Origin of the sequence: Vibrio ziniensis, from assembly GCF_011064285.1 — a bacterium.
Taxonomy (GTDB): domain Bacteria; phylum Pseudomonadota; class Gammaproteobacteria; order Enterobacterales; family Vibrionaceae; genus Vibrio; species Vibrio ziniensis.
The window spans coordinates 2,361,851-2,384,327 of record NZ_CP049331.1 but is presented as its reverse complement, the minus strand read 5'-3'; the positions used below and the strand labels follow the sequence as shown (position 1 = coordinate 2,384,327).

General features: G+C 42.8%; 20 protein-coding genes and 16 tRNA genes. 15 read left to right on the top strand and 21 right to left on the bottom strand.

What is annotated here, in order from left to right; translation table 11 throughout:
* Positions 1-18: 18 nt before the first annotated feature.
* Positions 19-336 (bottom strand): flagellar biosynthesis anti-sigma factor FlgM, encoded by a 318-nt coding sequence (gene flgM, locus G5S32_RS11010; protein ID WP_165312049.1) that lies wholly within the window; start codon positions 334-336, stop codon positions 19-21.
* Positions 337-448: 112 nt separating this feature from the next.
* The gene (flgA, locus tag G5S32_RS11005) at positions 449-1,192 is read right to left on the bottom strand and encodes a flagellar basal body P-ring formation chaperone FlgA (RefSeq protein ID WP_165312048.1); all 744 of its coding nucleotides are present in this window, start codon (positions 1,190-1,192) and stop codon (positions 449-451) included.
* A gap of 80 nt (positions 1,193-1,272) precedes the next feature.
* On the opposite strand from flgA, the gene G5S32_RS11000 reads away from it, so the two are divergent.
* The 15 genes from G5S32_RS11000 (at position 1,273) to G5S32_RS10930 (ending at position 17,332) form a co-directional block, all read left to right on the top strand.
* Positions 1,273-2,199 carry a chemotaxis protein CheV gene (locus G5S32_RS11000; protein WP_165312047.1) on the top strand — a complete coding sequence of 309 codons (927 nt, stop codon included), beginning with the start codon at positions 1,273-1,275 and terminating at the stop codon, positions 2,197-2,199.
* Positions 2,200-2,209: 10 nt separating this feature from the next.
* Positions 2,210-3,037 (top strand): protein-glutamate O-methyltransferase, encoded by an 828-nt coding sequence (locus tag G5S32_RS10995; protein WP_165312046.1) that lies wholly within the window; start codon positions 2,210-2,212, stop codon positions 3,035-3,037.
* A 266-nt stretch (positions 3,038-3,303) separates the two neighbouring features.
* Positions 3,304-3,699 carry a flagellar basal body rod protein FlgB gene (gene flgB / locus G5S32_RS10990; RefSeq protein ID WP_165312045.1) on the top strand — a complete coding sequence of 132 codons (396 nt, stop codon included), beginning with the start codon at positions 3,304-3,306 and terminating at the stop codon, positions 3,697-3,699.
* 5 nt (positions 3,700-3,704) lie between these two features.
* Positions 3,705-4,121 carry a flagellar basal body rod protein FlgC gene (gene flgC, locus G5S32_RS10985; protein WP_165312044.1) on the top strand — a complete coding sequence of 139 codons (417 nt, stop codon included), beginning with the start codon at positions 3,705-3,707 and terminating at the stop codon, positions 4,119-4,121.
* 17 nt (positions 4,122-4,138) lie between these two features.
* On the top strand, positions 4,139-4,846 hold the full coding sequence (gene flgD / locus G5S32_RS10980; protein ID WP_165312043.1) for a flagellar hook assembly protein FlgD: 708 nt from the start codon (positions 4,139-4,141) through the stop codon (positions 4,844-4,846).
* 34 nt (positions 4,847-4,880) lie between these two features.
* Positions 4,881-6,185, top strand: a complete 1,305-nt coding sequence (flgE, locus tag G5S32_RS10975) for a flagellar hook protein FlgE (protein ID WP_165312042.1) — start codon at positions 4,881-4,883, stop codon at positions 6,183-6,185.
* Between the two features lie 182 nt (positions 6,186-6,367).
* On the top strand, positions 6,368-7,117 hold the full coding sequence (gene flgF / locus G5S32_RS10970; RefSeq protein ID WP_165312041.1) for a flagellar basal-body rod protein FlgF: 750 nt from the start codon (positions 6,368-6,370) through the stop codon (positions 7,115-7,117).
* A gap of 20 nt (positions 7,118-7,137) precedes the next feature.
* Entirely contained in the window at positions 7,138-7,926 is a 789-nt protein-coding gene (gene flgG / locus G5S32_RS10965; RefSeq protein WP_165312040.1) for a flagellar basal-body rod protein FlgG, read from the top strand.
* Between the two features lie 34 nt (positions 7,927-7,960).
* Entirely contained in the window at positions 7,961-8,740 is a 780-nt protein-coding gene (gene flgH / locus G5S32_RS10960) for a flagellar basal body L-ring protein FlgH (protein WP_165312783.1), read from the top strand.
* Between the two features lie 115 nt (positions 8,741-8,855).
* Positions 8,856-9,941 (top strand): flagellar basal body P-ring protein FlgI, encoded by a 1,086-nt coding sequence (locus tag G5S32_RS10955; RefSeq protein WP_165312039.1) that lies wholly within the window; start codon positions 8,856-8,858, stop codon positions 9,939-9,941.
* Between the two features lie 10 nt (positions 9,942-9,951).
* Complete coding sequence (gene flgJ, locus G5S32_RS10950) at positions 9,952-10,932, top strand: flagellar assembly peptidoglycan hydrolase FlgJ (protein ID WP_165312038.1); 981 nt, start codon at positions 9,952-9,954, stop codon at positions 10,930-10,932.
* A 176-nt stretch (positions 10,933-11,108) separates the two neighbouring features.
* Entirely contained in the window at positions 11,109-12,983 is a 1,875-nt protein-coding gene (gene flgK, locus G5S32_RS10945) for a flagellar hook-associated protein FlgK (protein ID WP_165312037.1), read from the top strand.
* Between the two features lie 12 nt (positions 12,984-12,995).
* Complete coding sequence (flgL, locus tag G5S32_RS10940; RefSeq protein WP_165312036.1) at positions 12,996-14,189, top strand: flagellar hook-associated protein FlgL; 1,194 nt, start codon at positions 12,996-12,998, stop codon at positions 14,187-14,189.
* Positions 14,190-14,579: 390 nt separating this feature from the next.
* The gene (locus tag G5S32_RS10935; RefSeq protein ID WP_165312035.1) at positions 14,580-15,719 is read left to right on the top strand and encodes a flagellin; all 1,140 of its coding nucleotides are present in this window, start codon (positions 14,580-14,582) and stop codon (positions 15,717-15,719) included.
* 479 nt (positions 15,720-16,198) lie between these two features.
* Positions 16,199-17,332, top strand: a complete 1,134-nt coding sequence (locus tag G5S32_RS10930) for a flagellin (RefSeq protein ID WP_165312034.1) — start codon at positions 16,199-16,201, stop codon at positions 17,330-17,332.
* A 284-nt stretch (positions 17,333-17,616) separates the two neighbouring features.
* Here the strand turns inward: G5S32_RS10930 and G5S32_RS10925 are convergent.
* The 19 genes from G5S32_RS10925 to G5S32_RS10835 all read right to left on the bottom strand — a co-directional run bounded on the left by G5S32_RS10925 (position 17,617) and on the right by G5S32_RS10835 (position 22,310).
* Positions 17,617-17,701 (bottom strand) — tRNA-Leu (locus tag G5S32_RS10925).
* A 159-nt stretch (positions 17,702-17,860) separates the two neighbouring features.
* A tRNA-Gln gene (locus G5S32_RS10920) sits at positions 17,861-17,935 on the bottom strand.
* Positions 17,936-17,961: 26 nt separating this feature from the next.
* Positions 17,962-18,046 (bottom strand) — tRNA-Leu (locus G5S32_RS10915).
* A 104-nt stretch (positions 18,047-18,150) separates the two neighbouring features.
* Positions 18,151-18,225: transfer RNA gene (locus tag G5S32_RS10910), tRNA-Gln, on the bottom strand.
* A 26-nt stretch (positions 18,226-18,251) separates the two neighbouring features.
* Positions 18,252-18,336 (bottom strand) — tRNA-Leu (locus G5S32_RS10905).
* Positions 18,337-18,418: 82 nt separating this feature from the next.
* Positions 18,419-18,493 (bottom strand) — tRNA-Gln (locus G5S32_RS10900).
* A 26-nt stretch (positions 18,494-18,519) separates the two neighbouring features.
* A tRNA-Leu gene (locus tag G5S32_RS10895) sits at positions 18,520-18,604 on the bottom strand.
* Between the two features lie 39 nt (positions 18,605-18,643).
* Positions 18,644-18,720, bottom strand: a tRNA-Met gene (locus G5S32_RS10890).
* 12 nt (positions 18,721-18,732) lie between these two features.
* Positions 18,733-18,817 (bottom strand) — tRNA-Leu (locus tag G5S32_RS10885).
* Between the two features lie 159 nt (positions 18,818-18,976).
* Positions 18,977-19,051, bottom strand: a tRNA-Gln gene (locus G5S32_RS10880).
* 26 nt (positions 19,052-19,077) lie between these two features.
* A tRNA-Leu gene (locus tag G5S32_RS10875) sits at positions 19,078-19,162 on the bottom strand.
* Positions 19,163-19,187: 25 nt separating this feature from the next.
* Positions 19,188-19,272, bottom strand: a tRNA-Leu gene (locus G5S32_RS10870).
* A 60-nt stretch (positions 19,273-19,332) separates the two neighbouring features.
* A tRNA-Met gene (locus tag G5S32_RS10865) sits at positions 19,333-19,409 on the bottom strand.
* Positions 19,410-19,488: 79 nt separating this feature from the next.
* Positions 19,489-19,563: transfer RNA gene (locus tag G5S32_RS10860), tRNA-Gln, on the bottom strand.
* A gap of 26 nt (positions 19,564-19,589) precedes the next feature.
* A tRNA-Leu gene (locus G5S32_RS10855) sits at positions 19,590-19,674 on the bottom strand.
* Positions 19,675-19,713: 39 nt separating this feature from the next.
* Positions 19,714-19,790 (bottom strand) — tRNA-Met (locus tag G5S32_RS10850).
* A gap of 292 nt (positions 19,791-20,082) precedes the next feature.
* On the bottom strand, positions 20,083-21,174 hold the full coding sequence (gene ychF, locus G5S32_RS10845) for a redox-regulated ATPase YchF (RefSeq protein WP_165312033.1): 1,092 nt from the start codon (positions 21,172-21,174) through the stop codon (positions 20,083-20,085).
* 10 nt (positions 21,175-21,184) lie between these two features.
* Positions 21,185-21,775, bottom strand: a complete 591-nt coding sequence (gene pth, locus G5S32_RS10840; protein ID WP_165312032.1) for an aminoacyl-tRNA hydrolase — start codon at positions 21,773-21,775, stop codon at positions 21,185-21,187.
* A gap of 124 nt (positions 21,776-21,899) precedes the next feature.
* Positions 21,900-22,310 carry an SPOR domain-containing protein gene (locus G5S32_RS10835; RefSeq protein WP_165312031.1) on the bottom strand — a complete coding sequence of 137 codons (411 nt, stop codon included), beginning with the start codon at positions 22,308-22,310 and terminating at the stop codon, positions 21,900-21,902.
* Between the last annotated feature and the right edge of the window lie 167 nt (positions 22,311-22,477).

The following is a 22,477-nucleotide window of genomic DNA, read 5'->3' as shown; positions in this document are numbered from 1 at the left end:
CCTTTCAATCAAACTGGATTAGCTGAAGCCACCCAATTCTTTCTCAAATCTGATCATATTGTCGGCCAGTTTCTCTGAATCAACAACATAAGATCCGTTAGCAATTGCTTCTTTAATCGCAGCAACTTTCGCACTGTCGAAGCTAGGAGTCGTTGTCATATCGTTATGCAGTTCACCAATTGCTTTACTCTGATGACTGAGAGATACGGAATCTTGCTCAGCAGCACGAGTTGTTGAACTTGAAGTTGGTGAAGATGCATCTGAATTAGAACGAGCAGGAGTTCGATTCGTTGTATTTAACGAATGCCCTGAGCGTATGTTATCAATGCCTGCCATAAGTGAGCCTTTTTAAAAATATTAATCTGTACTGTCAGTATCGACAAATAGGGAAATAACTTTAGTAATTTTATAGCATCGTGACGAAATTAACGTATTTCTACGTAAATGCTTAAAATTGAACGGTTACTTCACCTATTCCACTGACTCGCGCATCTATTATACGGTTAGATTTATCATTTTTCACTTTTATCTGTTCGCCGAAGCTTCCGTCAGATAATGCTGTTCCTTTAGTAGTAATATTCATACCATTGGCACTTGCTTGGATAACAACACTGTCATTTCTGCAAACTACACAGATATCATTTTGCTCGATCACATCACCTAACTTCACGTTTTTCTTAGTTTTTGCTCCAACTACACGATCTAGCGAGGAAAATCCTTGCCGTCTAAAGCGCAGCAGATCTACCATACTGATAGTTATATCGTTTTCTGTTAAAACCTTTCCTCTGCTAATATGATTAGCAGCGGTAACCATAGGAATTCGCATTGTCAGTCGAACAGGGACATATGTTTTCCAATTATCCTCCTCGCATTCAACGAGTACAGTGATGTTACTGGAAGACGAATTGTTAGATGATGATGAGGTTGAAAGAGCGGTTTGACAGTCGGTAGCAAATATACGTTCATCAATGTTGGAAGCACTGACGACTAACTCACCACCTTCTCCAACATCGACCGTACTTAGCACGTGATTTTCTGCAGCGAGTTGTATCATTTTTATTTGTTCAGGTGTTGCAGCAGATAAAGAAAAGCTAAAGAAAGCTAACAAAAAACCGATAGAGTTAAAAAAAATATTATAGAAAGCTCTACACTTAGATATGGAATGTAGATGTAAACAGGTCTTCGGATGCATTGTTCGTGTCTCTCGTTTCTTTATAGCTTGTAGTAGACTATCACTTTTTATGAACATTAGTTTCAGATGGAGATGTGCTTATGACGGGTATTCTTGATTCTGTGAATCAGCGTACGCAACTTGTTGGTCAAAACCGACTAGAATTACTGACTTTCCGTCTTAATGGACGCCAACGTTATGGCATTAACGTTTTTAAAGTCAAAGAAGTCCTACAATGTCCTAAATTGACGGCTATGCCAAATCTTCATCACTTGGTCAAAGGTGTGGCTCATATCCGTGGCCAAACTCTTTCGGTTATTGACCTTAGTTTGGCTATTGGTGGGCGTCCGACTCAAGATGTTCAAAAAAGTTTTGTTGTCATTGCAGAATTTAACCGTACCACACAAGCATTCTTAGTTAGTTCTGTTGAACGTATCATCAATATGCACTGGGAAGCCATTCTTCCACCGCCAGAAGGTGCTGGTAAAGCAAGCTACCTGACAGCTGTAACCAATATTGATAACGAATTGGTTGAAATTCTCGATGTAGAAAAAATCCTTGCAGAAATCGCACCAGTTGATGAGTCAATGGATGCTAGTATTGGTCAGGACATTGCTGAAGCTGAACAAGAAAAGCCGATTGTTCGTCGTATTCTGATTGCTGACGATTCAACTGTTGCGCGTAAACAGGTTCAACGAGCAATTGAGTCGATTGGATTTGAATGTATTCTAACCAAAGATGGTAAAGATGCTTATCAAAAGCTGTTAGAGATGGCAAAAGAAGGCAGTATTTACGATCAAATTTCTTTGGTTATCTCAGATATCGAGATGCCAGAAATGGACGGCTATACTCTAACGGCAGAAATTCGTCGGCATAATGAATTAAAAGATCTCTACGTTATACTGCACTCATCATTGAGTGGGGTATTTAACCAAGCTATGGTTGAACGAGTCGGCGCGAATTCGTTTATTGCTAAGTTCAACCCAGATGAGCTTGGTAATGCGGTTAAAGCTGCGCTAGTAAAATAAAGAGAAATTAATGACTGCTATTACTATAAGCGATCAAGAATATCGCGACTTTTGCCGGTTTCTGGAATCTCAATGCGGAATCGTATTAGGTGACAGCAAACAGTACTTGGTAAGAAGTCGTCTTAGTCCACTTGTGACTAAATATAAGTTGGCTAGTTTATCTGAGCTGTTACGTGATGTGGTAACAGGCAGAAATCGTGATTTGCGTGTGGCAGCCGTTGATGCGATGACAACCAACGAAACCCTCTGGTTTCGTGATACGTATCCGTTCACTGTGCTTGCTGAGCGTTTGTTGCCAGAAATGGCGGCAAAAAAACGCCCTATTAAAATTTGGTCAGCGGCGAGTTCGTCTGGTCAAGAGCCATATTCAATGGCAATGACCATTTTGGAAACTCAGCAGCGTCGCCCTGGATTGCTTCCAAGCGTATCAATTACTGCAACCGATATCTCCGCAAGCATGTTGGATATGTGTCGTGCTGGAGTTTATGACAGCCTCGCTTTAGGGCGTGGTTTATCTCTTGAACGTCGCCGAGCATTCTTTGAGGATGCTGGCGATGGGCGTATGAAAGTGAAAGATAGTTTAAAGCGTTTGGTGAACTTCCGTCCGCAAAACTTAATGGAAAGCTATGCGTTGCTGGGTAAGTTTGACATCATTTTTTGCCGAAATGTGTTGATTTACTTTTCTCCAGAGATGAAAGCAAAAGTATTGAACCAGATGGCAAATAATTTAAACCCAGGTGGGTATCTGCTATTAGGCGCTTCTGAGTCTCTCACGGGTCTAACGGATAAGTTTGAGATGGTTCGCTGTAATCCGGGCATTATTTATAAGCTCAAATAAGTTATTAGCTCTAATCTATGTCTTTCTAAAGCCCAGCCAAGTGTTGGGCTTTTTCTTTCCTTTCTGTGTCTCTGTTCTATACCTAAAGATATCCATTCCAAATCTCATAATTTAGGTATTTGTTATCGTTGAAAGCGGCGTGCTTTTTGCTAACTCTATACTGCAATACAAGAAAAGATTGATTGTGAATTGGCGTTTTTAAAAGTTGGTACGCTAATTGCTTTTAATCTATTACTAACGGTCAGTTCTTATCTAAGAGGCAAAGTATGGCTATCTCTTTTAACAACGCACTCGGCATACACCAGCACACGGTGGGTGTTCGTGAACGCAATGCAGAGGTTATCTCTACCAACATTGCACAAGCGAATACACCTGGGTACAAGGCAAAAGGGATGGACTTCCAAAAGGCTTTGCAGGCGGCAAGTTCGGGGGCAAGCATTGGTCTTAGCCGTACGGATGGTCGGCATATTCCTGCCTCTACGACAGTGACAGGGGAAACGCTTTACCGCGTTCCAACTCAACCTGACACCGGTGATGGTAACACGGTGGATGTGGATTTAGAGCGTAACTTGTTTATGCAAAACCAGATTCGCCACCAAGCATCACTAGACTTCTTAGGAAGTAAATTCAAGAACTTAACGAAAGCAATTAAAGGGGAGTAATTTAGATGAGCTTATTTAATGTGTTCAATGTGACAGGTTCTGCGATGAGTGCTGAGTCTGTACGTCTAAATACCACCTCAAGTAACCTTGCTAACGCAGACAGTATCAGTAGCTCCGCTAAAGATACTTACAAAGCGCGTCATGCAGTGTTCGGGGCTGAGTTAAGCAAAGCACGTTATAACCGCGACCCAAACGTGCCAGTGAAAGTGTTAGGTATTGTGGAAAGTGATAAACCGCTTACTGCGGAGTTTAACCCAGATCACCCACTTGCAAACGACGAAGGCTATATCTACAAGCCTAACGTCAATGTAATGGAAGAAATGGCTAATATGATTTCTGCATCACGTTCATATCAAACGAACGTTCAAGTTGCAGATGCAAGTAAACAAATGCTGCTGCGTACGCTGCAGATGGGTCAATAAGGATAAGGAGTTAGCGTATGGCCGGAATCAATAACATTGGTCAAAGCGGCTTGTCCTATGTTGACCAGCTGAAGGCTCTTCAAGAGCAGAAGAAAACGAGTGAGAACACAGGTAAACAAGATCTTAAGCAAGAAGATTTTCTTTCCCTGCTCACGAAGCAACTTTCTCAGCAAGATCCTTTCAAGCCGGTCAGCAATGATCAGATGATTGCGCAAATGGCATCTTTTGCGACGGTTGATGGTATTGGCAAGATGAACACTCAGTTTGAGAGTTTGAACTCGGCAATGACATCGAATCAAGCTTTACAGGCATCGTCACTAGTAGGTCGTGATGTACTAGTGCCGGGGGCTGCGGGCGTGAAGAAAGATGATGCAGGCATGGCGGCAATGGTGAAGCTTCCAAGTTCAGTAAGCAACTTATTTGTTCGTATCGAAGATGAGTTGGGACAGCTAGTCCGTACTATGGATGTAGGGGCGAAACCGGCCGGTGATAACCGTGTCGAATGGGATGGAAAAGATCAAAACGGTAATCCATTGCCGGCCGGCAAATACAAAGTGAAAGCGGCTGGTCTACTTGACGGGACAAACACAGAATTTGGTGTATCTACATACGCCAATGTGAATAGTGTTCTGCTTGGTAAAGGCGATGGTAACGTACTACTCAATCTAGCTGGATTTACCTCACCAGTTCGACTTGCTGAAGTACTAGAAGTTGGCAAAGCATAGTCATAGTAATGCAAGCTAGGTAGGAGAATTTGGAATGTCATACGTATCACTTAGTGGTTTATCTGCAGCTCAGTTAGACCTGAACACAACCAGTAATAACATTGCTAACGCAAACACGTTCGGCTTTAAAGAGTCTCGTGCGGAGTTTGGTGATGTTTACTCAAGCTCTTTGTTTACCAATGCGAAAACTACTCCTGGTGGTGGTGTTCAAGCAAATAAAGTCGCTCAGCAATTCCACGAGGGTTCAAGTATTTATACTAACAACCCGATGGATTTACGCATTTCGGGCACAGGCTTTTTTGCGGTATCAAAAGAGCGTCTCATTCCACAGCAAAATGAATTGACTCGTAACGGTGCTTTCCACCTGAACAAAGACAATTACATGGTGACGTCGAATGATGAGTTTTTACTTGGTTACCAGGTAAACCCTGATACAGGTGATGTGCTTTCTTACGAACCACAGCCACTAAACATTCCAGCAGAGTTCGGTAAACCAAAACAGACGGCGAACGTAGAAGTAGGTGTTAACTTACCTGCAAACGGTGATTTAAAGGATCCTACGTTGTTCGATTACAACGATCCGGAGACATTTAACCGTTCAACGTCGTCGACTGTTTATGACTCAATGGGTCAGTCATATAAGATGACTACGTATTATCTGAAGGATCAAACTCAGCCTAATACGTGGCAAACTTATTACACCATGACAGATAAAGAAGGTGAAAAGCCTTTGAATATCACGGGTGGTGATGCGACTACACCTTCAGGTCATGTAGGACATACCATGAAGTTTAATAATGATGGCACACTAGCAAGCCTTAACAATGGCCAGCCAATTGTGTCGGATCCATTAGGTTCTGGAGCGAATCCACTGAACTTGAATGGTGCTGATGTAAACCAAACAATCGCATTTGGTTTAGATTCGGCAACTCAGTTTGCGGCACCATTTGAACTGACTAAGTTTGATGAAGATGGCGCTACAACAGGGTTCCTAACCAAAATTGACTTTGATGAAAACGGTAGTGTTCTAGGTACTTACTCGAACGGCGAAAATATCACTTTAGGTCGCGTTGCGTTAGTACGTGTTGCAAACGAACAAGGCTTAGATAAAAAAGGTGGTACTCAATGGGATGCTACTCAGCTATCTGGCGGTAAGATCTGGGGCGAATCCAATAAGGGTTCATTCGGTTCGATTAACAACGGTACCTTAGAGCAGTCCAACATTGATATGACTCAAGAGTTAGTAGATTTGATCTCAGCTCAACGTAACTTCCAAGCAAACTCTCGTGCGCTAGAAGTTCATAACCAGCTTCAACAAAACATCCTGCAGATTCGATAACATCTGGTCTATCAAGCCAGCGGCAACGCTGGCTTGATAGGATTGCCAGTTTGCCACATTGCCGCGGCAACCCTCCTCAAAGTAGCTATTCTATTCAATCTAACCTTCTGTTATATAAATAAAATAAAACTTGGCACATCTATTGCTTTATTCATGGTAACTGATGAATTTTGGAGCAAATTATGGACCGTGCATTGTTTCTCGCCATGAGTGGCGCAAAGCAAAATATGCAAGCTATGCAGCTAAGAGCGAACAACTTGGCCAACGTAAGCACAACAGGTTTTCGTGCTGACTTAGCTCAAGCTCGTTCGATGCAAGCATACGGTGATGGTCTGCCTAGTCGCGTGTTCAGTATGACTGAGCGCCCTGGAAATAACTTCCAACAAGGTAGCGTGATCACAACGGGACGTGATTTGGATGTAACTATTCAAGGTGATGGCTGGATTGCCGTTCAAGATAAAACTGGCGCTGAAGGCCTAACTCGTAACGGTAACTTGCAGATCGATCAAACTGGTCTTTTGCTAAACGGTAATGGTCACTTAGTACTGGGTGAAGGGGGGGCTCCGATCACTTTGCCAGTGCCTGTGGCAAAAGTTGAAATCGGTAATGACGGTACGATTTCTGTTCGTCCACAAGGCGCTCCAGCTGACGCAATGGAAATAGTTGATCGCATCAAACTTGTTCGTCCAAGCAACCAAGATTTATACAAAGATGTTAACGGTCTTTTCCGCGCGAAAGATCCCAACGCGGCATACGACGCAGATGCCAATGTGAAAATTCTGACCAGAGCCTTAGAAGGCAGTAACGTCAATGCGGTCGGTGAAATGACCAGCCTAATCGAGTTACAGCGTCAGTTTGAAATGCAAGTCAAAATGATGAGCACGGCAGAAGACATGGACAAATCGTCCGACTCTCTGCTTCGTATGAGCTAACCAATTGAAAGGAAATTAGTATGCAGCCGGCATTATGGGTAAGTAAAACAGGCCTCGACGCGCAGCAAACCAATATTGCGACGATCTCGAACAACTTAGCGAACGCCTCGACGGTTGGTTTCAAAAAAAGCCGTGCCGTGTTTGAAGATTTGTTCTACCAAAATATTAATCAGCCAGGCGGTCAGTCCTCTCAAAATACGGAACTACCAAGCGGTTTGATGTTAGGTGCGGGTTCTAAAGTCGTGGCAACTCAAAAAGTACACACTAACGGTAACGCACAAACCACAACCAACAGCCTCGACATGATGATCGAAGGGGATGGTTTTTTCCAAATCCTGATGCCGGACGGCAACATCGGTTACTCGAGAAATGGTCAGTTCACTCTGAACGATGAAGGTGTGATTGTGACTTCAGGTGCTGGTTATGCTCTTGACCCTGAAATTGTGGTTCCTCAAGATGCTATTTCGATCACTATCGGTAACGATGGTGAAGTATCTGCACGTATTCGTGGTCAGCAAGATAACCAAGTCTTGGGGCAGATCACAACGGTAGATTTTATCAACCCAGGTGGTTTAGAGCCTATTGGTCAGAACCTATATTTGCCAACAGGGGCAAGTGGTGACCCTCAAGAAGGTGTTCCTGGTTTAGACGGCTTAGGCAGTATCCGTCAATCTATGCTCGAAAGCTCAAACGTAAACGTAACAGAAGAGCTTGTGAATATGATTGAAGCTCAACGTGTCTATGAGATGAACTCAAAAGTGATCTCTGCGGTAGATAAAATGATGAGCTATGCGAACCAACAGCTTTAATGTTGGCTCATAAAGTGATTGAGAGATTGTGATGATGAAACGTTTACTTAGCCTAGTGTTTGTCTTAACCGTATCGGGTTGTGGGTTATTACCTGAGCAGATTGAAACGTCAGATATGACTGCAGGTACAACGGTTGTGGACGCGGTAGAAGGTGATAAATCGGTTGAAAGTGATTCAGGTGTTGTCGACACACTACGTAAACGTACTGATCCGGTTTCTGGTGATCCTGCATGGGCACCAATTTATCCAAAAGCAAAACCCGAACATTATGCGGCAGAGACAGGCTCACTGTTTAATTTAGCGCATGCCAATAGCCTTTATGATGATTCTAAACCACGTGGTATTGGTGACATTATCACTGTTACTTTGGATGAAAAAACCAAAGCAGCAAAAAGTGCTGATGCAGATTTGACAAAATCGAACGATGCAACGATGGACCCGCTTGCCGTTGGTGGGAAAAATCTCACCGTAGGTGATTACGACTTTTCCTATGCGTTGAAGAATGACAACAAATTCAGTGGCAGTGCAGAAGCTAACCAGAGCAACAGTATTTCAGGTTCCATCACGGTGGAAGTGATTGAAGTGTTGGCTAATGGCAACCTAGTGATTCGTGGCGAAAAATGGCTAACCTTAAATACAGGTGATGAGTACATTCGCTTGAGCGGCACAATTCGTCCAGACGACATTGATTTTGATAACACCATTGCTTCAAATCGCATTTCTAACGCTCGAATTCAATATTCCGGGACTGGAACTAACCAAGATATGCAAGAACCTGGATTCTTGGCACGATTTTTTAATGTCTCTTTGTAGATTAAGTTTCACAGTCGAAGAATTGACAGAATTAAGTTGATATCGATGAGGCCTAATTGGCCTCATTTGTTTTTGAATTCAGGTCGGCAGACCAAATAATTAACGGTAACCCACTATGAAAAAACTCACTTTGTTATTGATGATGCTAGTGACCGCAAGCGCTAATGCTGCTCGCATTAAAGATGTCGCTCAAGTAGCAGGTGTGCGTAGTAACCAATTGGTGGGCTACGGTTTGGTCACTGGTTTGCCTGGGACTGGAGAGTCAACGCCATTTACCGACCAAAGCTTTAATGCCATGTTGCAAAACTTCGGCATTCAATTGCCTCCTGGCACAAAGCCTAAAACTAAAAACGTTGCCGCTGTTATTGTCACGGCAGATTTGCCGGCATTTTCAAAACAGGGTCAGACCGTTGATATTACTGTTTCATCGGTAGGCTCTGCTAAGAGTTTACGTGGTGGTACTCTTATGCAAACTTTTTTGAAAGGCTTAGATGGGCAAGTTTACGCGGTAGCACAAGGCAATCTTGTAGTGAGTGGTTTCAGTGCATCTGGTGCTGATGGCTCAAAAATAGTCGGTAACAACCCAGTTGTTGGTATGATTTCTGGCGGTGCAATTGTTGAACGTGAAGTACCTACTCCATTTGGGCGTGGTGACTTCATTACTTTTAACTTGGTTCAGTCAGACTTTACAACAGCACAGCGCATGGCTGATGCAGTTAATGATTTTCTAGGCCCACAAATGGCCTCTGCCGTTGACGCTGCCTCAGTTCGCGTTCGCGCCCCGCGTGATGTTAGCCAACGTGTGGCGTTTCTCTCTGCAATTGAAAATCTAGAATTCAATCCTGCTGATGGCTCAGCGAAAATTATTGTTAACTCTCGTACAGGTACTATTGTTGTTGGTCAACATGTTCGCCTTAAACCGGCAGCTGTCACTCATGGCGGTATGACGGTAGCGATTAAAGAGAACTTGAATGTGAGCCAGCCAAATTCATTCTCTGGTGGTCAAACTGTCGTTGTTCCAGACTCTACGATTCAAGTAGAAGAGAAACAGGGCAAAATGTTTAAACTTGAGCCTGGGGTTACTCTCGATGAACTCGTTCGTGCGGTAAATGAAGTTGGCGCAGCCCCTTCAGATTTGATGGCAATTCTGCAAGCACTTAAGCAAGCAGGTGCTATCGAAGGTCAACTGATCATTATCTAAGGAGCGAAAGATGATTGATAACTCTAACGATATTGGTTTCATTCACGATATTGCCAGCCTTGATAAACTGCGTAAACAGGCTGTTGGCGGTGATGAAAGTTCAGAAAAAGCGGCATTAACTGCAGCGGCTCGTCAGTTTGAATCGATTTTTACCAACATGATGTTGAAGTCAATGCGTGATGCAAACTCTGGCTTCAAATCTGAATTGTTTAACAGCCAAAACGAAGATTTTTATCGTCAAATGCTTGATGAGCAGATGACTAGCGAACTGAGTGCATCTGGTTCTCTTGGTTTAGCTGACATGATCGTGGCTCAGCTCTCTGCTGGCGAGAAATCGCAAGCGGGAGGTGAAGATGCATTCCAAGAAGCGATGCGTCGAGTGGATCGCTCTCGTGAAGCGGCAGCAACTAGAGCAGAATCGGCGGAAGAAAATGATCTTGCTATGACGGATAATGTCTCTGCGACGGATAGTGTCTCTGTTGCAAATAAAGTGGCAGGCCAACAGCCAGAGCCAGTGGCAAATTTTGAATCTCCACGTTCGTTCGTATCATCACTTAAACCTTATGCAGATAAAGCAGCAAAAGCGTTAGGTATTGATGCTTCTTTATTGATTGCTCAAGCAGCTCTGGAGACAGGCTGGGGGCAAAAAGTGGTGAAAAATGCTAGAGGTAGCAGTAACAACCTTTTCAACATTAAAGCCGACCGTAGCTGGCAAGGTAATAAAGTCGCGACACAAACGTTGGAATACCATCAAAATACACCAGTAATGGAAAAAGCTGCATTTCGCTCTTACGACTCTTTCCAAGACAGTTTTAACGACTATGTTCGTTTCTTAGAAAAGAATCCTCGTTACAATACCGCGCTTAACCATCAAGGTAACAGCGAAGATTTCATCCGAGGTATTCATAAAGCAGGTTATGCAACGGATCCTCAATATGCAGACAAAGTGCTAAGAGTGAAATCTCAAATCGACCAGATGGACGAAATATAACTGTTTAGCCGGAGATCTTTCTCCGGCTTTTTGCTTCTCTATTTCTATTTAAATTCTTAATTATTCTTTATATTTCCTCGAGTTATCTCAATAAAATCATATTTGGCACACATGTTGCTTTATCCCTTGTAGTTAGTCAGTGAACACTGATGTTTTAATCGTTTTTTGGGGGCAGTATGGCGTCTGATCTTCTGAATGTGGGTACGCAAAGCGTATTAACCGCTCAGAGACAACTCAATACAACAGGTCATAACATTTCTAATGTTAATACAGAGGGTTACAGCCGTCAGTCTGTAATCCAAGGGACCAATATGCCTCGCCAATTTGGCGGACAAACTTATGGTATGGGCGTGCATGTGGACAATGTTCGCCGCTCATGGGATCAGTTTGCCGTTAAAGAGCTGAACATTGCCACTTCTGATTATGCGCTAAAGAGTGATACAGAGCAGAACCTCGATATGTTATCTAAGCTGCTTTCGTCTGTTGCCTCAAAGAAAATTCCAGAAAATCTGAACGAATGGTTTGATGCAGTTAAAACTCTTGCTGACTCACCTAACGATGTAGGTGCACGTAAAGTTGTGCTTGAAAAAGCCAACCTAATTTCGCAAAACCTTAATGATTTTCATGAAACTGTTCGTCGCCAGTACGATGTAACCAATAAAGGATTGGACGTCGGGGTGGAGCGTATTAACCAAATTGCTGTAGAAATACGTGATTTACAACGCTTAATGATGAAAGTTCCTGGTCCTCACAATGACTTGATGGATCAACATGAAAAACTGGTGGCTGAACTGGCTGAATATACCAATGTGACTGTAACTCCTCGTAAGAATGCGGAAGGATTTAATATTCATATTGGCAGTGGACATACCTTAGTTTCAGGAACTGAAGCTAGCGAGTTGAAAATGATCGATGGCTATCCCGATGTTAAGCAGCGCCGTCTCGCTATGATAGAAGGTAATGGTATTAAAGCTATTACTGCAAAAGATATCGGCGGGAAAATGGGAGCGCTGATGGATATGCGTGACGATCACATTCCTTATGTGATGGATGAAATTGGTCGTTTAGCTACGTCGTTCTCTTATGAAGTCAATAAGCTGCAATGGCAGGGGTTAGATTTACGTGGTGACGTTGGGCATAACCTTTTTGCTGATGTTAACTCTGATACAGCAGCTCGAGCTCGTGTTGTTACGCCAAGTGACTCAAAAGCTGATCTTGCCGTTTATATTAACGATGTAAGTCAGCTTAGTGGTGGTGAATACTCGCTGTCGTACAACGGAAGTGATTATGTGATCACTCGCCCTAGCGGTGAGCAGGTGATTGCTCAGGAAAAACGTGGAAATATCTTTTTCGATGGTATGCGGATTCAAATCAATAAAGATCCGCAAGTGGGTGAGCGTGTCATTTTACGACCAACTCGTAATGGTGCTAAGGATATCAAACTCATTACCAACGACCCGGCAAAAATTGCCGCTCAGAGTTATGAAGCTTCTACGACGCTGGCACATGGTAAAGCTAGGTTCAAAATTATAGAAGCGGGTGAAGTTCGTGAGTTTCAAGTGGTTGTTTCGCCATTAGGCGATCAGTTCGCGGTGACCGATACCAAGGGAAAGATTTTGCTTGAACCGCAAGATTATCCACCATCGGGGCCTATTGAAATTAAAGGAACCATTTTTGAGTTGACCGGCGGAGCATTGCCGGATGACAAATTTACGGCAAACCTTACCGCTTCTGAAGGTGATAACGGCAACTTACGTAAAATGATCAACGTTCAGACCAATAAAGAGATGAACGACAATAATTCAACCATTATTGACCTTTACCATAACTTGAATACAGATTTTGGTTTGAAGCTCTCAACCGCGTCACGTCTTACAGATGTTTCTCGACTAGAAAAGCAGTCTGCACAAGAGCGTATAGCTTCCGTCTCTGGGGTAAACCTAGATGAAGAAGCGGCAAACATGATGAAGTTTCAGCAAGCCTATATGGCATCGTCTCGTATCATCCAAGCGTCGAACGATACGTTTAACACTATTTTGCAACTGAGATAGGAGGAAGAGTAAATGTTAAATCGAATTTCTAGCTTCCATAACTATCAATCTGTGCAAAACGACATGCGTCGTCAGGAATCTAAAGTTCATCACAACCAAGCTCAGTTGGCGTCTGGCAAGAAGTTATTATCTGCGGCAGATAACCCTTTAGCCACACATTACATCCAAAACGTATCACAGCAAGAAGAGCAGTTACGTCAGTATTTGGATGCTATTACCTTAGTCAGAAACCGTCTTGAGCATCAGGAAGTTATCGTAACGAATGCTGAAGATTTTGCTGATAAAGCTAAACGCAATGTAATGGAAATGATTAACGGCTCTCTTTCACCAGAGGACCGTGGAGCAATAGCTCGTCAAATACAAGAGATTTCAAATAACTTTCTCAACTTAGCAAATGTTCAAGACGAGATGGGTAACTATATCTTTGCTGGTACTAAACCAAAGAATCAGCCATTTTTCCGTGATAACGCAGGTAACGTAACTTATTCAGGTGATGACTATCAGCGCAAAATGAAGATTTCTAATAGCTTAGAAATCCCGTTTAACACACCGGGTAGTAAGGCTTTTATGGAGATAGAAAATCCATTTGGCGATTACGAGCCTAATTATGCTTTGCAAGATGGGTCTGAGTTACTTCTTGAACGAGCAACCAACAGTAATTCTGATGATACAGCAAGTTATGAAGTGACTTTCGTTGATATGGATAATGGTCAGTTTGGTTATCAATTAAAGCGTAATGGCAGTGTGGTTCAAGCTGAAGAGTTCAATGCAAAAAATGGAATTCAATACCAAGGGTTATCAATTGCTGTTAAAGGGCAAATAACCAAAGGTGACTCTATTAGCATTGAGCCGCGTAAAACATTCAGTATTTTCGACAGTTTTAAAGACGCGATTGAATATTCATCGCAGTCTGTCGCTGATGCTTCTTCTACAGCGAAACTACATCAAGTGACTGAAGAACTCCATAAAGCCTTTATTCACTTGAACAAGGCACACACTAATATCGGTGCCAGTTTAAGTACGTTAGATATTCAAGAAGAGCAACACGAAGATTTCAAAATCAGTTTAGCGAAGTCAAAAAGTCAGTTTGAAGATTTGGACTACGCAGAAGCGGTTATTGAATTCAATGAAAACTCGCGAGCGCTGCAAGCTTCTCAGCAAGCGTTCGGGAAAACAAAAGATTTAACGTTGTTTAATTACATTTAATTTGAGAGCCATATGTGCAATGCCATATGAGCAAAAATTAAAGTGATTAGAGAGTAAGACGGCTGTTTTGTAATGTGGTGGTAATTTAGCCAATTACAAAGCGGCAAGCTAGCGGCAATAAATCATTGCCGCTAGCTATGAATCCTTACTTACTTTTGGGTTATAACGAATATATTAATCTTAAAGTGCTGAAATGTAAGGGTTTTAAAAATAATTTAGTTATATTTTAAAATTTGGCACGTATATTGGATTATCAGTGTAAGTGTTAATTAAACAATTTTTTAAATCGGCACTTGTTGCAGATTTAGCAAGTTATTTACGGTCAGTGCTTCCAAAGAGTAAAGCTGACCGCTTCGCAAAATACTTGCGGACTCGATAGGAGAGCAAACTATGACCATTAATGTAAATACCAACGTGTCGGCAATGACAGCGCAACGTTACCTCAACAAAGCGACTGGAGAGCTAAACACATCTATGGAACGCTTATCGTCTGGTAACCGCATCAACAGTGCGAAAGACGATGCAGCTGGCCTACAAATTTCTAACCGTTTGACAGCTCAGTCTCGTGGTCTAGATGTCGCAATGCGCAATGCCAACGATGGTATTTCGATTGCGCAGACTGCAGAAGGTGCAATGAATGAGTCAACTAGCATCCTACAACGTATGCGTGACCTCTCTTTGCAATCATCAAACGGTACTAACTCGTTGTCGGAACGTAAAGCACTTAACGAAGAAGTGTCTGCACTGCAAGATGAATTGAACCGTATTGCAGAAACCACATCATTCGGTGGCCGTAAATTACTTAACGGTTCATTCGGTGAGGCTTCATTCCAAATTGGTTCTAGTTCTGGTGAAGCTATAATCATGGGATTAACTAGTATCCGTGCTGATGATTACCGTATGGGTGGTATGGCTTACGTAGCTGAGCAAGGAAAGACAAAAGATTGGGGTGTACCGGCTGAAGCTAATCAGCTGACATTCGAATTTACCGACAAAAACGGTGAAGAACAGACTGTAAACGTACAAGCTAAAGCCGGCGATGATATCGAAGAGCTTGCTACTTACATCAATGGTCAAACAGATGTGTTTAAAGCATCTATAGACGAAGATGGCAAATTACAAATCTTTATTGCTCAACCGGATATGGCTCAGGACTTTAGTATTGGCGGTAGCTTAGCTGGCGAACTCGGTTTGAATACTGACAGTGGTAAGTATGTCACAGTACAAGACATCGATGTGACCTCTGTTGGTGGTTCACAAAATGCTGTAGGTATTATCGATGCGGCTTTGAAATATGTGGATTCTCAACGTGCTGACTTAGGTGCTAAACAAAACCGTTTAAATCACAGTATCAGTAACTTGGCGAACATCCAAGAAAACGTTGAAGCGTCTAAGAGTCGTATTAAAGATACCGATTTTGCGAAGGAAACAACGCAATTGACTAAGTCTCAAATTCTGCAACAAGCGGGTACCTCAATTCTCGCTCAAGCAAAACAGTTGCCAAACTCTGCAATTTCACTATTGCAATAGTTTTAGGACTCTTCATTAATAAGTCTAGACGTAGGCATGTAATGAAGATCCTTCGGCAAAGTATGTTTATTAGAAAGTGGCAGGCTCTCTCAATCTACACCCTGCTTGCCACTGGATAATATTCATACGCCCCTGGTTGGCCTAAATGTGTTCATTTCTCTTGATCTCCACATGGCTCGGCTACCACAAACAGCCCCAGTTCTCTCAAAGGAAAGGGGCTTTTCTTTTGTCTAAAATTCCCCACCTATCTTCTCCTATAGCCTCTTAAGTTGATTCTTATGTGCGTATAACTGTTTTCTTACCATGTTGTTTTCTCATGTTGTGACGTCGTATTTCTTTAGTAAATCCATAATTTATCTAAAGCTATTCTCCTATATGCCGCTAATAAGGATAACTTTGAGAGAACAATTTGGTTTTTCGAGACGTCGGAAACCGCATTCGAAGTTCCACTTCGTAGAAAAATCTTAGGAGAGACAACTATGTCAGTGAACGTAAATACCAATGTGTCAGCAATGACAGCACAGCGTTATTTGAACGGTGCTACATCAGCACAGCAAACCTCTATGGAACGTTTGTCATCAGGTTCAAAAATTAACAGCGCAAAAGATGATGCGGCAGGTCTGCAGATCTCTAACCGTTTGCATGTTCAAAGCCGTGGCCTTGATGTTGCTGTACGTAATGCTAACGATGGTATTTCTATTGCCCAGACGGCTGAAGGGGCAATGAATGAAACAACGAACATTCTACAACGTGTTCGTGACTTATCTTTGCAAGCGGCAAACGGCTCAAACTCAAAAGCTGAGCGTGTAGCGATTCAAGAAGAAATATCTTCAATGAATGACGAGCTTAACCGTATCGCGGAAACTACCTCATTTGCTGGTGGTAAGTTATTAAATGGTACGTTTAATACTAAGTCATTCCAGATCGGTGCTGAAAGTGGTGAGGCTGTTAAGCTCACTCTGAATAACATGCGCAGTGACAACCAGAAAATGGGTGGCGTAAGCTACACAGCTGAAAATGGTCAGGGCAAAGATTGGGCTGTTAAGTCTGGAAGCAATGATCTAACGATTACTTTGAATGACAAATATGACGGCGAGAAAACTATCTCTATCAACGCTAAAGCTGGCGATGACATTGAAGAGCTAGCAACGTACATCAATGGTCAAACCGATATGGTTAAAGCTTCTGTTGATGAAGATGGCAAGCTACAACTGTTTACAGCGGCAGATAAGGTTGAAGGCCAAGCAACGTTTGGTGGCAGTCTTGCCGGTGAACTAGGCTTTGGTCAAGGTAAAGACGTTACGGTTAAAGACATCGACGTAACAAGCGTTGGTGGCGCACAACAATCTGTAGCAATTGTTGATGCGGCACTGAAATTCGTAGATAGCCATCGTGCTCAACTTGGCGCGTTCCAAAACCGCTTTAACCATGCGGTCAGCAACCTAGAAAACATCAACGAAAACGTTAATGCTTCTAAGAGCCGAATCAAAGACACAGACTTTGCAAAAGAAACAACTGCATTGACTAAGTCTCAAATTCTTAGCCAAGCTTCTAGCACTGTGCTGGCACAAGCGAAACAAGCACCAAACTCAGCATTGTCTCTTCTTGGTTAATCGCTTTTACGTTAGTAATAATGAAAATCCAGCTTCGGCTGGATTTTTTATATCCACTTCACTATTAATCTGCTCAGTATTAGGCAATGAGCACCGAATACATACACGCACTTATTGTTTATTAAGAACTCCATCCTTGAGGTTTCTCCGATCCTTCCATGGCTCTATTTAAATCAGATTGTTGATATTTGAAATTTGTATCTGAGTGGGAAGAAGACAAGCATTGGCGAGATTTGAATTTAGCAGATAAAACAAAACCCAGCCTAAGCTGGGTTTCACAATAATGGTGCGGAAAGAGAGACTTGAACTCTCACACCTTGCGGCGCCAGAACCTAAATCTGGTGCGTCTACCAATTTCGCCATTTCCGCATTTGATCTGTAGATTAACTGAATATTGGTCTTCAATCAATCGTTGTAATGATTTGTTATTTAAACAAAACACTTTAAATAGTGGCTGATCTACCTTGAACCGAATCGGGGTGATAGACGGGGCGTCAAAACCCTTACTAACCACTATCTTAATTATAATGGCAGGTCTACCTGGATTCGAACCAGGGGATGGCGGCATCAAAAGCCGCTGCCTTACCGCTTGGCGATAGACCTACAGAGATGATTACTCATCTGAATAATGGTGCGGAAAGAGAGACTTGAACTCTCACACCTTGCGGCGCCAGAACCTAAATCTGGTGCGTCTACCAATTTCGCCATTTCCGCATCTTAGTCTGTACATTAATTGAATTTGATGTTCAATTAACCGTTCTAATAACTCGTCTAAAACCAGCTATTTTGATAATGACTAATCACTATCTTATTAATAATGGCAGGTCTACCTGGATTCGAACCAGGGGATGGCGGCATCAAAAGCCGCTGCCTTACCGCTTGGCGATAGACCTACAGAGATGATTACTCATCTAAATCATGGTGCGGAAAGAGAGACTTGAACTCTCACACCTTGCGGCGCCAGAACCTAAATCTGGTGCGTCTACCAATTTCGCCATTTCCGCATCTTATTCTGTAGATTAACTGAATATTGGTCTTCAATTAATCGTTGTAGTGATCTGCTATTTAAGCAAAACACTTAAATAATGGCAGGTCTACCTGGATTCGAACCAGGGGATGGCGGCATCAAAAGCCGCTGCCTTACCGCTTGGCGATAGACCTGTAGAGATGATTGCTCATCTAAATCATGGTGCGGAAAGAGAGACTTGAACTCTCACACCTTGCGGCGCCAGAACCTAAATCTGGTGCGTCTACCAATTTCGCCATTTCCGCATTATTTCCTAAAGACTTTCGATGAAAGCACTTAGGAAATGGTGGCTACGACGGGATTCGAACCTGTGACCCCATCATTATGAGTGATGTGCTCTAACCAGCTGAGCTACGTAGCCAACAACAAATAATGGTGCGGAAGGAGAGACTTGAACTCTCACACCTTGCGGCGCCAGAACCTAAATCTGGTGCGTCTACCAATTTCGCCACTTCCGCATCTTAATCTGTAGATTAACTGAATATTGGTCTTCAATTAATCGTTGTAGTGATCTGTAATTTAAACAAAACACTTAAATAATGGCAGGTCTACCTTGAACTGAATCAGGGGTATAGACGGGGCATCAACAGCCTTACTAACCACTATCTTTATTGTAATGGCAGGTCTACCTGGATTCGAACCAGGGGATGGCGGCATCAAAAGCCGCTGCCTTACCGCTTGGCGATAGACCTGCAGAGATGATTGCTCATCTAAATTATGGTGCGGAAAGAGAGACTTGAACTCTCACACCTTGCGGCGCCAGAACCTAAATCTGGTGCGTCTACCAATTTCGCCATTTCCGCAAAATTTTTAAGATATCGAGATAAATGGTGCGGAAGGAGAGACTTGAACTCTCACACCTTACGGCGCCAGAACCTAAATCTGGTGCGTCTACCAATTTCGCCACTTCCGCATCTCGGTATCTAAAGTTATTTGCTCAATCATTAGAAATAAGCAAACAACTAAGAATTAGTGGTGGCTACGACGGGATTCGAACCTGTGACCCCATCATTATGAGTGATGTGCTCTAACCAGCTGAGCTACGTAGCCATCATTTTTGAGCGAGACAATATAATACAAACTCGCTACGAGTTCCAATAAATTTTCAAATACTGAAACTATTAAATAGTGGCAGGTCTACCTGGATTCGAACCAGGGGATGGCGGCATCAAAAGCCGCTGCCTTACCGCTTGGCGATAGACCTGCAGAGATGATTGCTCATCTGAATAATGGTGCGGAAAGAGAGACTTGAACTCTCACACCTTGCGGCGCCAGAACCTAAATCTGGTGCGTCTACCAATTTCGCCATTTCCGCATTATTTCCTAAAGACTTTCGATGAAAGCACTTAGAAAATGGTGGCTACGACGGGATTCGAACCTGTGACCCCATCATTATGAGTGATGTGCTCTAACCAGCTGAGCTACGTAGCCATTACCTAATTTTGCTCTCTGAGATAAGTTGCCTTATTGCTGAGAACGGTGCGCATTATGCGGATCTGCTCTCAGAGCGTCAACAGTTTTTTTGAATAAATCGCCTTAAACTCATCGTTCGACTTTTTTTTAAACAAAGAGGCGTGTTTGTGATCAAAAAGTGCCAACAAAACAACAGATTTATTACTTTTGCATAGAAGCAAATTTTGATGTTTCTTTCACATGATTAAGGGTGAAAAATAACAAAAGCCAACCTGTTGGTTGGCTTTTGTTCAGTTGTTAATTTTGCAGATTACACGTTGAAACGGAAGTGAACTACATCGCCATCTTTAACAATGTAATCTTTACCTTCTAAACGCCATTTGCCTGCTTCTTTCGCACCGCTTTCACCATTAAATTGGATAAAGTCGTCATAACCAACAACTTCTGCACGAATGAAACCTTTTTCAAAGTCTGTGTGGATCTTACCTGCTGCTTTTGGCGCTGTTGCACCTACAGGGATTGTCCAAGCGCGAACTTCTTTAACACCTGCAGTGAAGTAAGTTTGAAGTTCTAGTAGTTCGTAACCAGCACGAATTACGCGGTTTAGACCCGGTTCTTCAATACCCATATCTGCTAGGAACTCTTCGCGCTCGTCGTCTTCTAGTTCAGAAAGCTCTGATTCAATAGCTGCACATACAGGAACAACAACGTTGTTCTCTTTTGCCGCGAACTCACGAACAAGATCTAAGTACGGATTGTTCTCGAAACCATCTTCAGCAACGTTAGCGATGTACATGGTTGGCTTTAACGTTAAGAAGTTCAGGTAGCCAATGGCTGCTAGTTCTTCTTTAGATAGGTCAACTGTGCGAGCCGAGCCGCCTTCAGTAAGTACTGGTAGCAGCTTTTCAAGTGCTACAAGTTCTAACTTAGCGTCTTTGTCGCCACCTTTTGCTTTCTTCGCGTTACGTTGAATAGCACGTTCACAAGAATCAAGGTCAGCCATTGCCAATTCTAAGTTGATTACTTCAATGTCTTCGATTGGTGATACTTTACCTGCAACGTGTACGATGTTTTCATTCTCGAAACAACGAACAACGTGACCGATCGCGTCAGTTTCACGGATGTTAGCTAGGAATTTGTTACCTAGACCTTCACCGCGAGAAGCACCCGCAACCAGACCTGCGATATCCACGAATTCCATCGTTGTAGGAAGGATACGCTCAGGATTTACAATTTTCGCTAGTGCATCTAGACGAAGATCTGGCACCGGTACAACACCAGTGTTTGGTTCGATAGTACAAAACGGAAAGTTTGCCGCTTCGATACCTGCTTTTGTTAGAGCATTGAAAAGTGTTGATTTACCAACGTTTGGTAGACCAACAATGCCACATTTAAAACCCATGTCTGTAACCTTATTCAGCTTTGAACGTGTGTAAGCGATTTTGCGCTTTCGTTAGGCCATCTTTTAATAAGATATCGAGGCAACGAACCGATTCATCGATGGTTGCATCTAATTGCTCCTGCTCTTTAGCAGGGGCTTTGCCTAACACATAGCCTGCGACTTTATCTTTATGTCCCGGATGGCCTATGCCAATCCGAAGACGGTAAAATTCTTTGTTGTTGCCTAGTTTGCTAATGGTGTCTTTCAAACCATTATGACCGCCATGCCCACCCCCTTTTTTGAACTTAGCAACACCTGGCGGGAGATCAAGTTCATCATGTGCCACCATGATCTCTTCAGGTTGAATTTGGTAGAAGTTTGCAAGAGCTGCAACTGCTTTACCGGATAAATTCATAAAAGTGGTTGGGATCAGCAAACGTAAATCTTCGCCATTGACCACAATACGGCCAGTCAGACCGAAGTATTTCGGCTCATTTTTCAATATAACATTGTGAATACGAGCCAGTTCTTCCACGACCCATGCGCCAGCATTATGTCGTGTTCTAGAATATTCCGGGCCAGGATTCGCCAGACCGACAAGTAGTTTAATTGGTTGACTCAAAGCTAGGATCCCTTAGGAAACGAAAAAGCGCAGTATGATAGCACAAAAAATCCCTTTGGCGCGAGGCTCAAAGGGATTCGACTAATTAGTAGGCATTTAAAGCTAATGGATGCTTTCTTCTTGGTTAGCGCATTCTTACCACGTTGGTTTGTTGTTTCTGTTTCATTTCGGCAAAGCTGATGACAAATGGTTCGGCTTGTTTTACTCCATGAGGTAGTGAAGCAATGGCTTTACGAGCTTCATCTTTGCTGGCAAAGTCACCTGCGGTAACTGCATACCATTGTGTTCCGCGACTGCTTTTCCAGTTAACCCAAACCGGGTGTTTCGGGTCAATATTACGGATGTATTCTTTAATGTCTTTCTCTTGTTTAAGAGCGAGTACTTGGACTGTGTAGTGGTTGGGATCCATATATCCATAAGCGTCTTCGGAAGACATTACTCCGACGCATTGTGCAGGGGTGTTATCTGTATGTGTACTAAGTGGGGTACACCCCATTAAACCAACGACTAATGCTACGGACAGAATCTTATACACGTTTTACTCCACTTTTTTCTTCAACAATAAAATAAGGCCGCCTAGCACCTAGGTGGCCTTATTTTTAAATGCGACCAAAACTACTGATAAGTTAAGGCGACTTCAACCCAAAATGCTGTTCCTACAAACAGTTTCGGATTTTCCTTATATTCTTATCGGGAATAAAA

Bases quoted from the DNA above. Each gene is read 5' to 3' on its own strand.
- flgM (WP_165312049.1), bottom strand. From the start codon at position 336: ATGGCAGGCATTGATAACATACGCTCAGGGCATTCGTTAAATACAACG.
- flgA (WP_165312048.1), bottom strand. From the start codon at position 1,192: ATGCATCCGAAGACCTGTTTACATCTACATTCCATATCTAAGTGTAGA.
- G5S32_RS11000 (WP_165312047.1), top strand. From the start codon at position 1,273: ATGACGGGTATTCTTGATTCTGTGAATCAGCGTACGCAACTTGTTGGT.
- G5S32_RS10995 (WP_165312046.1), top strand. From the start codon at position 2,210: ATGACTGCTATTACTATAAGCGATCAAGAATATCGCGACTTTTGCCGG.
- flgB (WP_165312045.1), top strand. From the start codon at position 3,304: ATGGCTATCTCTTTTAACAACGCACTCGGCATACACCAGCACACGGTG.
- flgC (WP_165312044.1), top strand. From the start codon at position 3,705: ATGAGCTTATTTAATGTGTTCAATGTGACAGGTTCTGCGATGAGTGCT.
- flgD (WP_165312043.1), top strand. From the start codon at position 4,139: ATGGCCGGAATCAATAACATTGGTCAAAGCGGCTTGTCCTATGTTGAC.
- flgE (WP_165312042.1), top strand. From the start codon at position 4,881: ATGTCATACGTATCACTTAGTGGTTTATCTGCAGCTCAGTTAGACCTG.
- flgF (WP_165312041.1), top strand. From the start codon at position 6,368: ATGGACCGTGCATTGTTTCTCGCCATGAGTGGCGCAAAGCAAAATATG.
- flgG (WP_165312040.1), top strand. From the start codon at position 7,138: ATGCAGCCGGCATTATGGGTAAGTAAAACAGGCCTCGACGCGCAGCAA.
- flgH (WP_165312783.1), top strand. From the start codon at position 7,961: ATGAAACGTTTACTTAGCCTAGTGTTTGTCTTAACCGTATCGGGTTGT.
- G5S32_RS10955 (WP_165312039.1), top strand. From the start codon at position 8,856: ATGAAAAAACTCACTTTGTTATTGATGATGCTAGTGACCGCAAGCGCT.
- flgJ (WP_165312038.1), top strand. From the start codon at position 9,952: ATGATTGATAACTCTAACGATATTGGTTTCATTCACGATATTGCCAGC.
- flgK (WP_165312037.1), top strand. From the start codon at position 11,109: ATGGCGTCTGATCTTCTGAATGTGGGTACGCAAAGCGTATTAACCGCT.
- flgL (WP_165312036.1), top strand. From the start codon at position 12,996: ATGTTAAATCGAATTTCTAGCTTCCATAACTATCAATCTGTGCAAAAC.
- G5S32_RS10935 (WP_165312035.1), top strand. From the start codon at position 14,580: ATGACCATTAATGTAAATACCAACGTGTCGGCAATGACAGCGCAACGT.
- G5S32_RS10930 (WP_165312034.1), top strand. From the start codon at position 16,199: ATGTCAGTGAACGTAAATACCAATGTGTCAGCAATGACAGCACAGCGT.
- ychF (WP_165312033.1), bottom strand. From the start codon at position 21,174: ATGGGTTTTAAATGTGGCATTGTTGGTCTACCAAACGTTGGTAAATCA.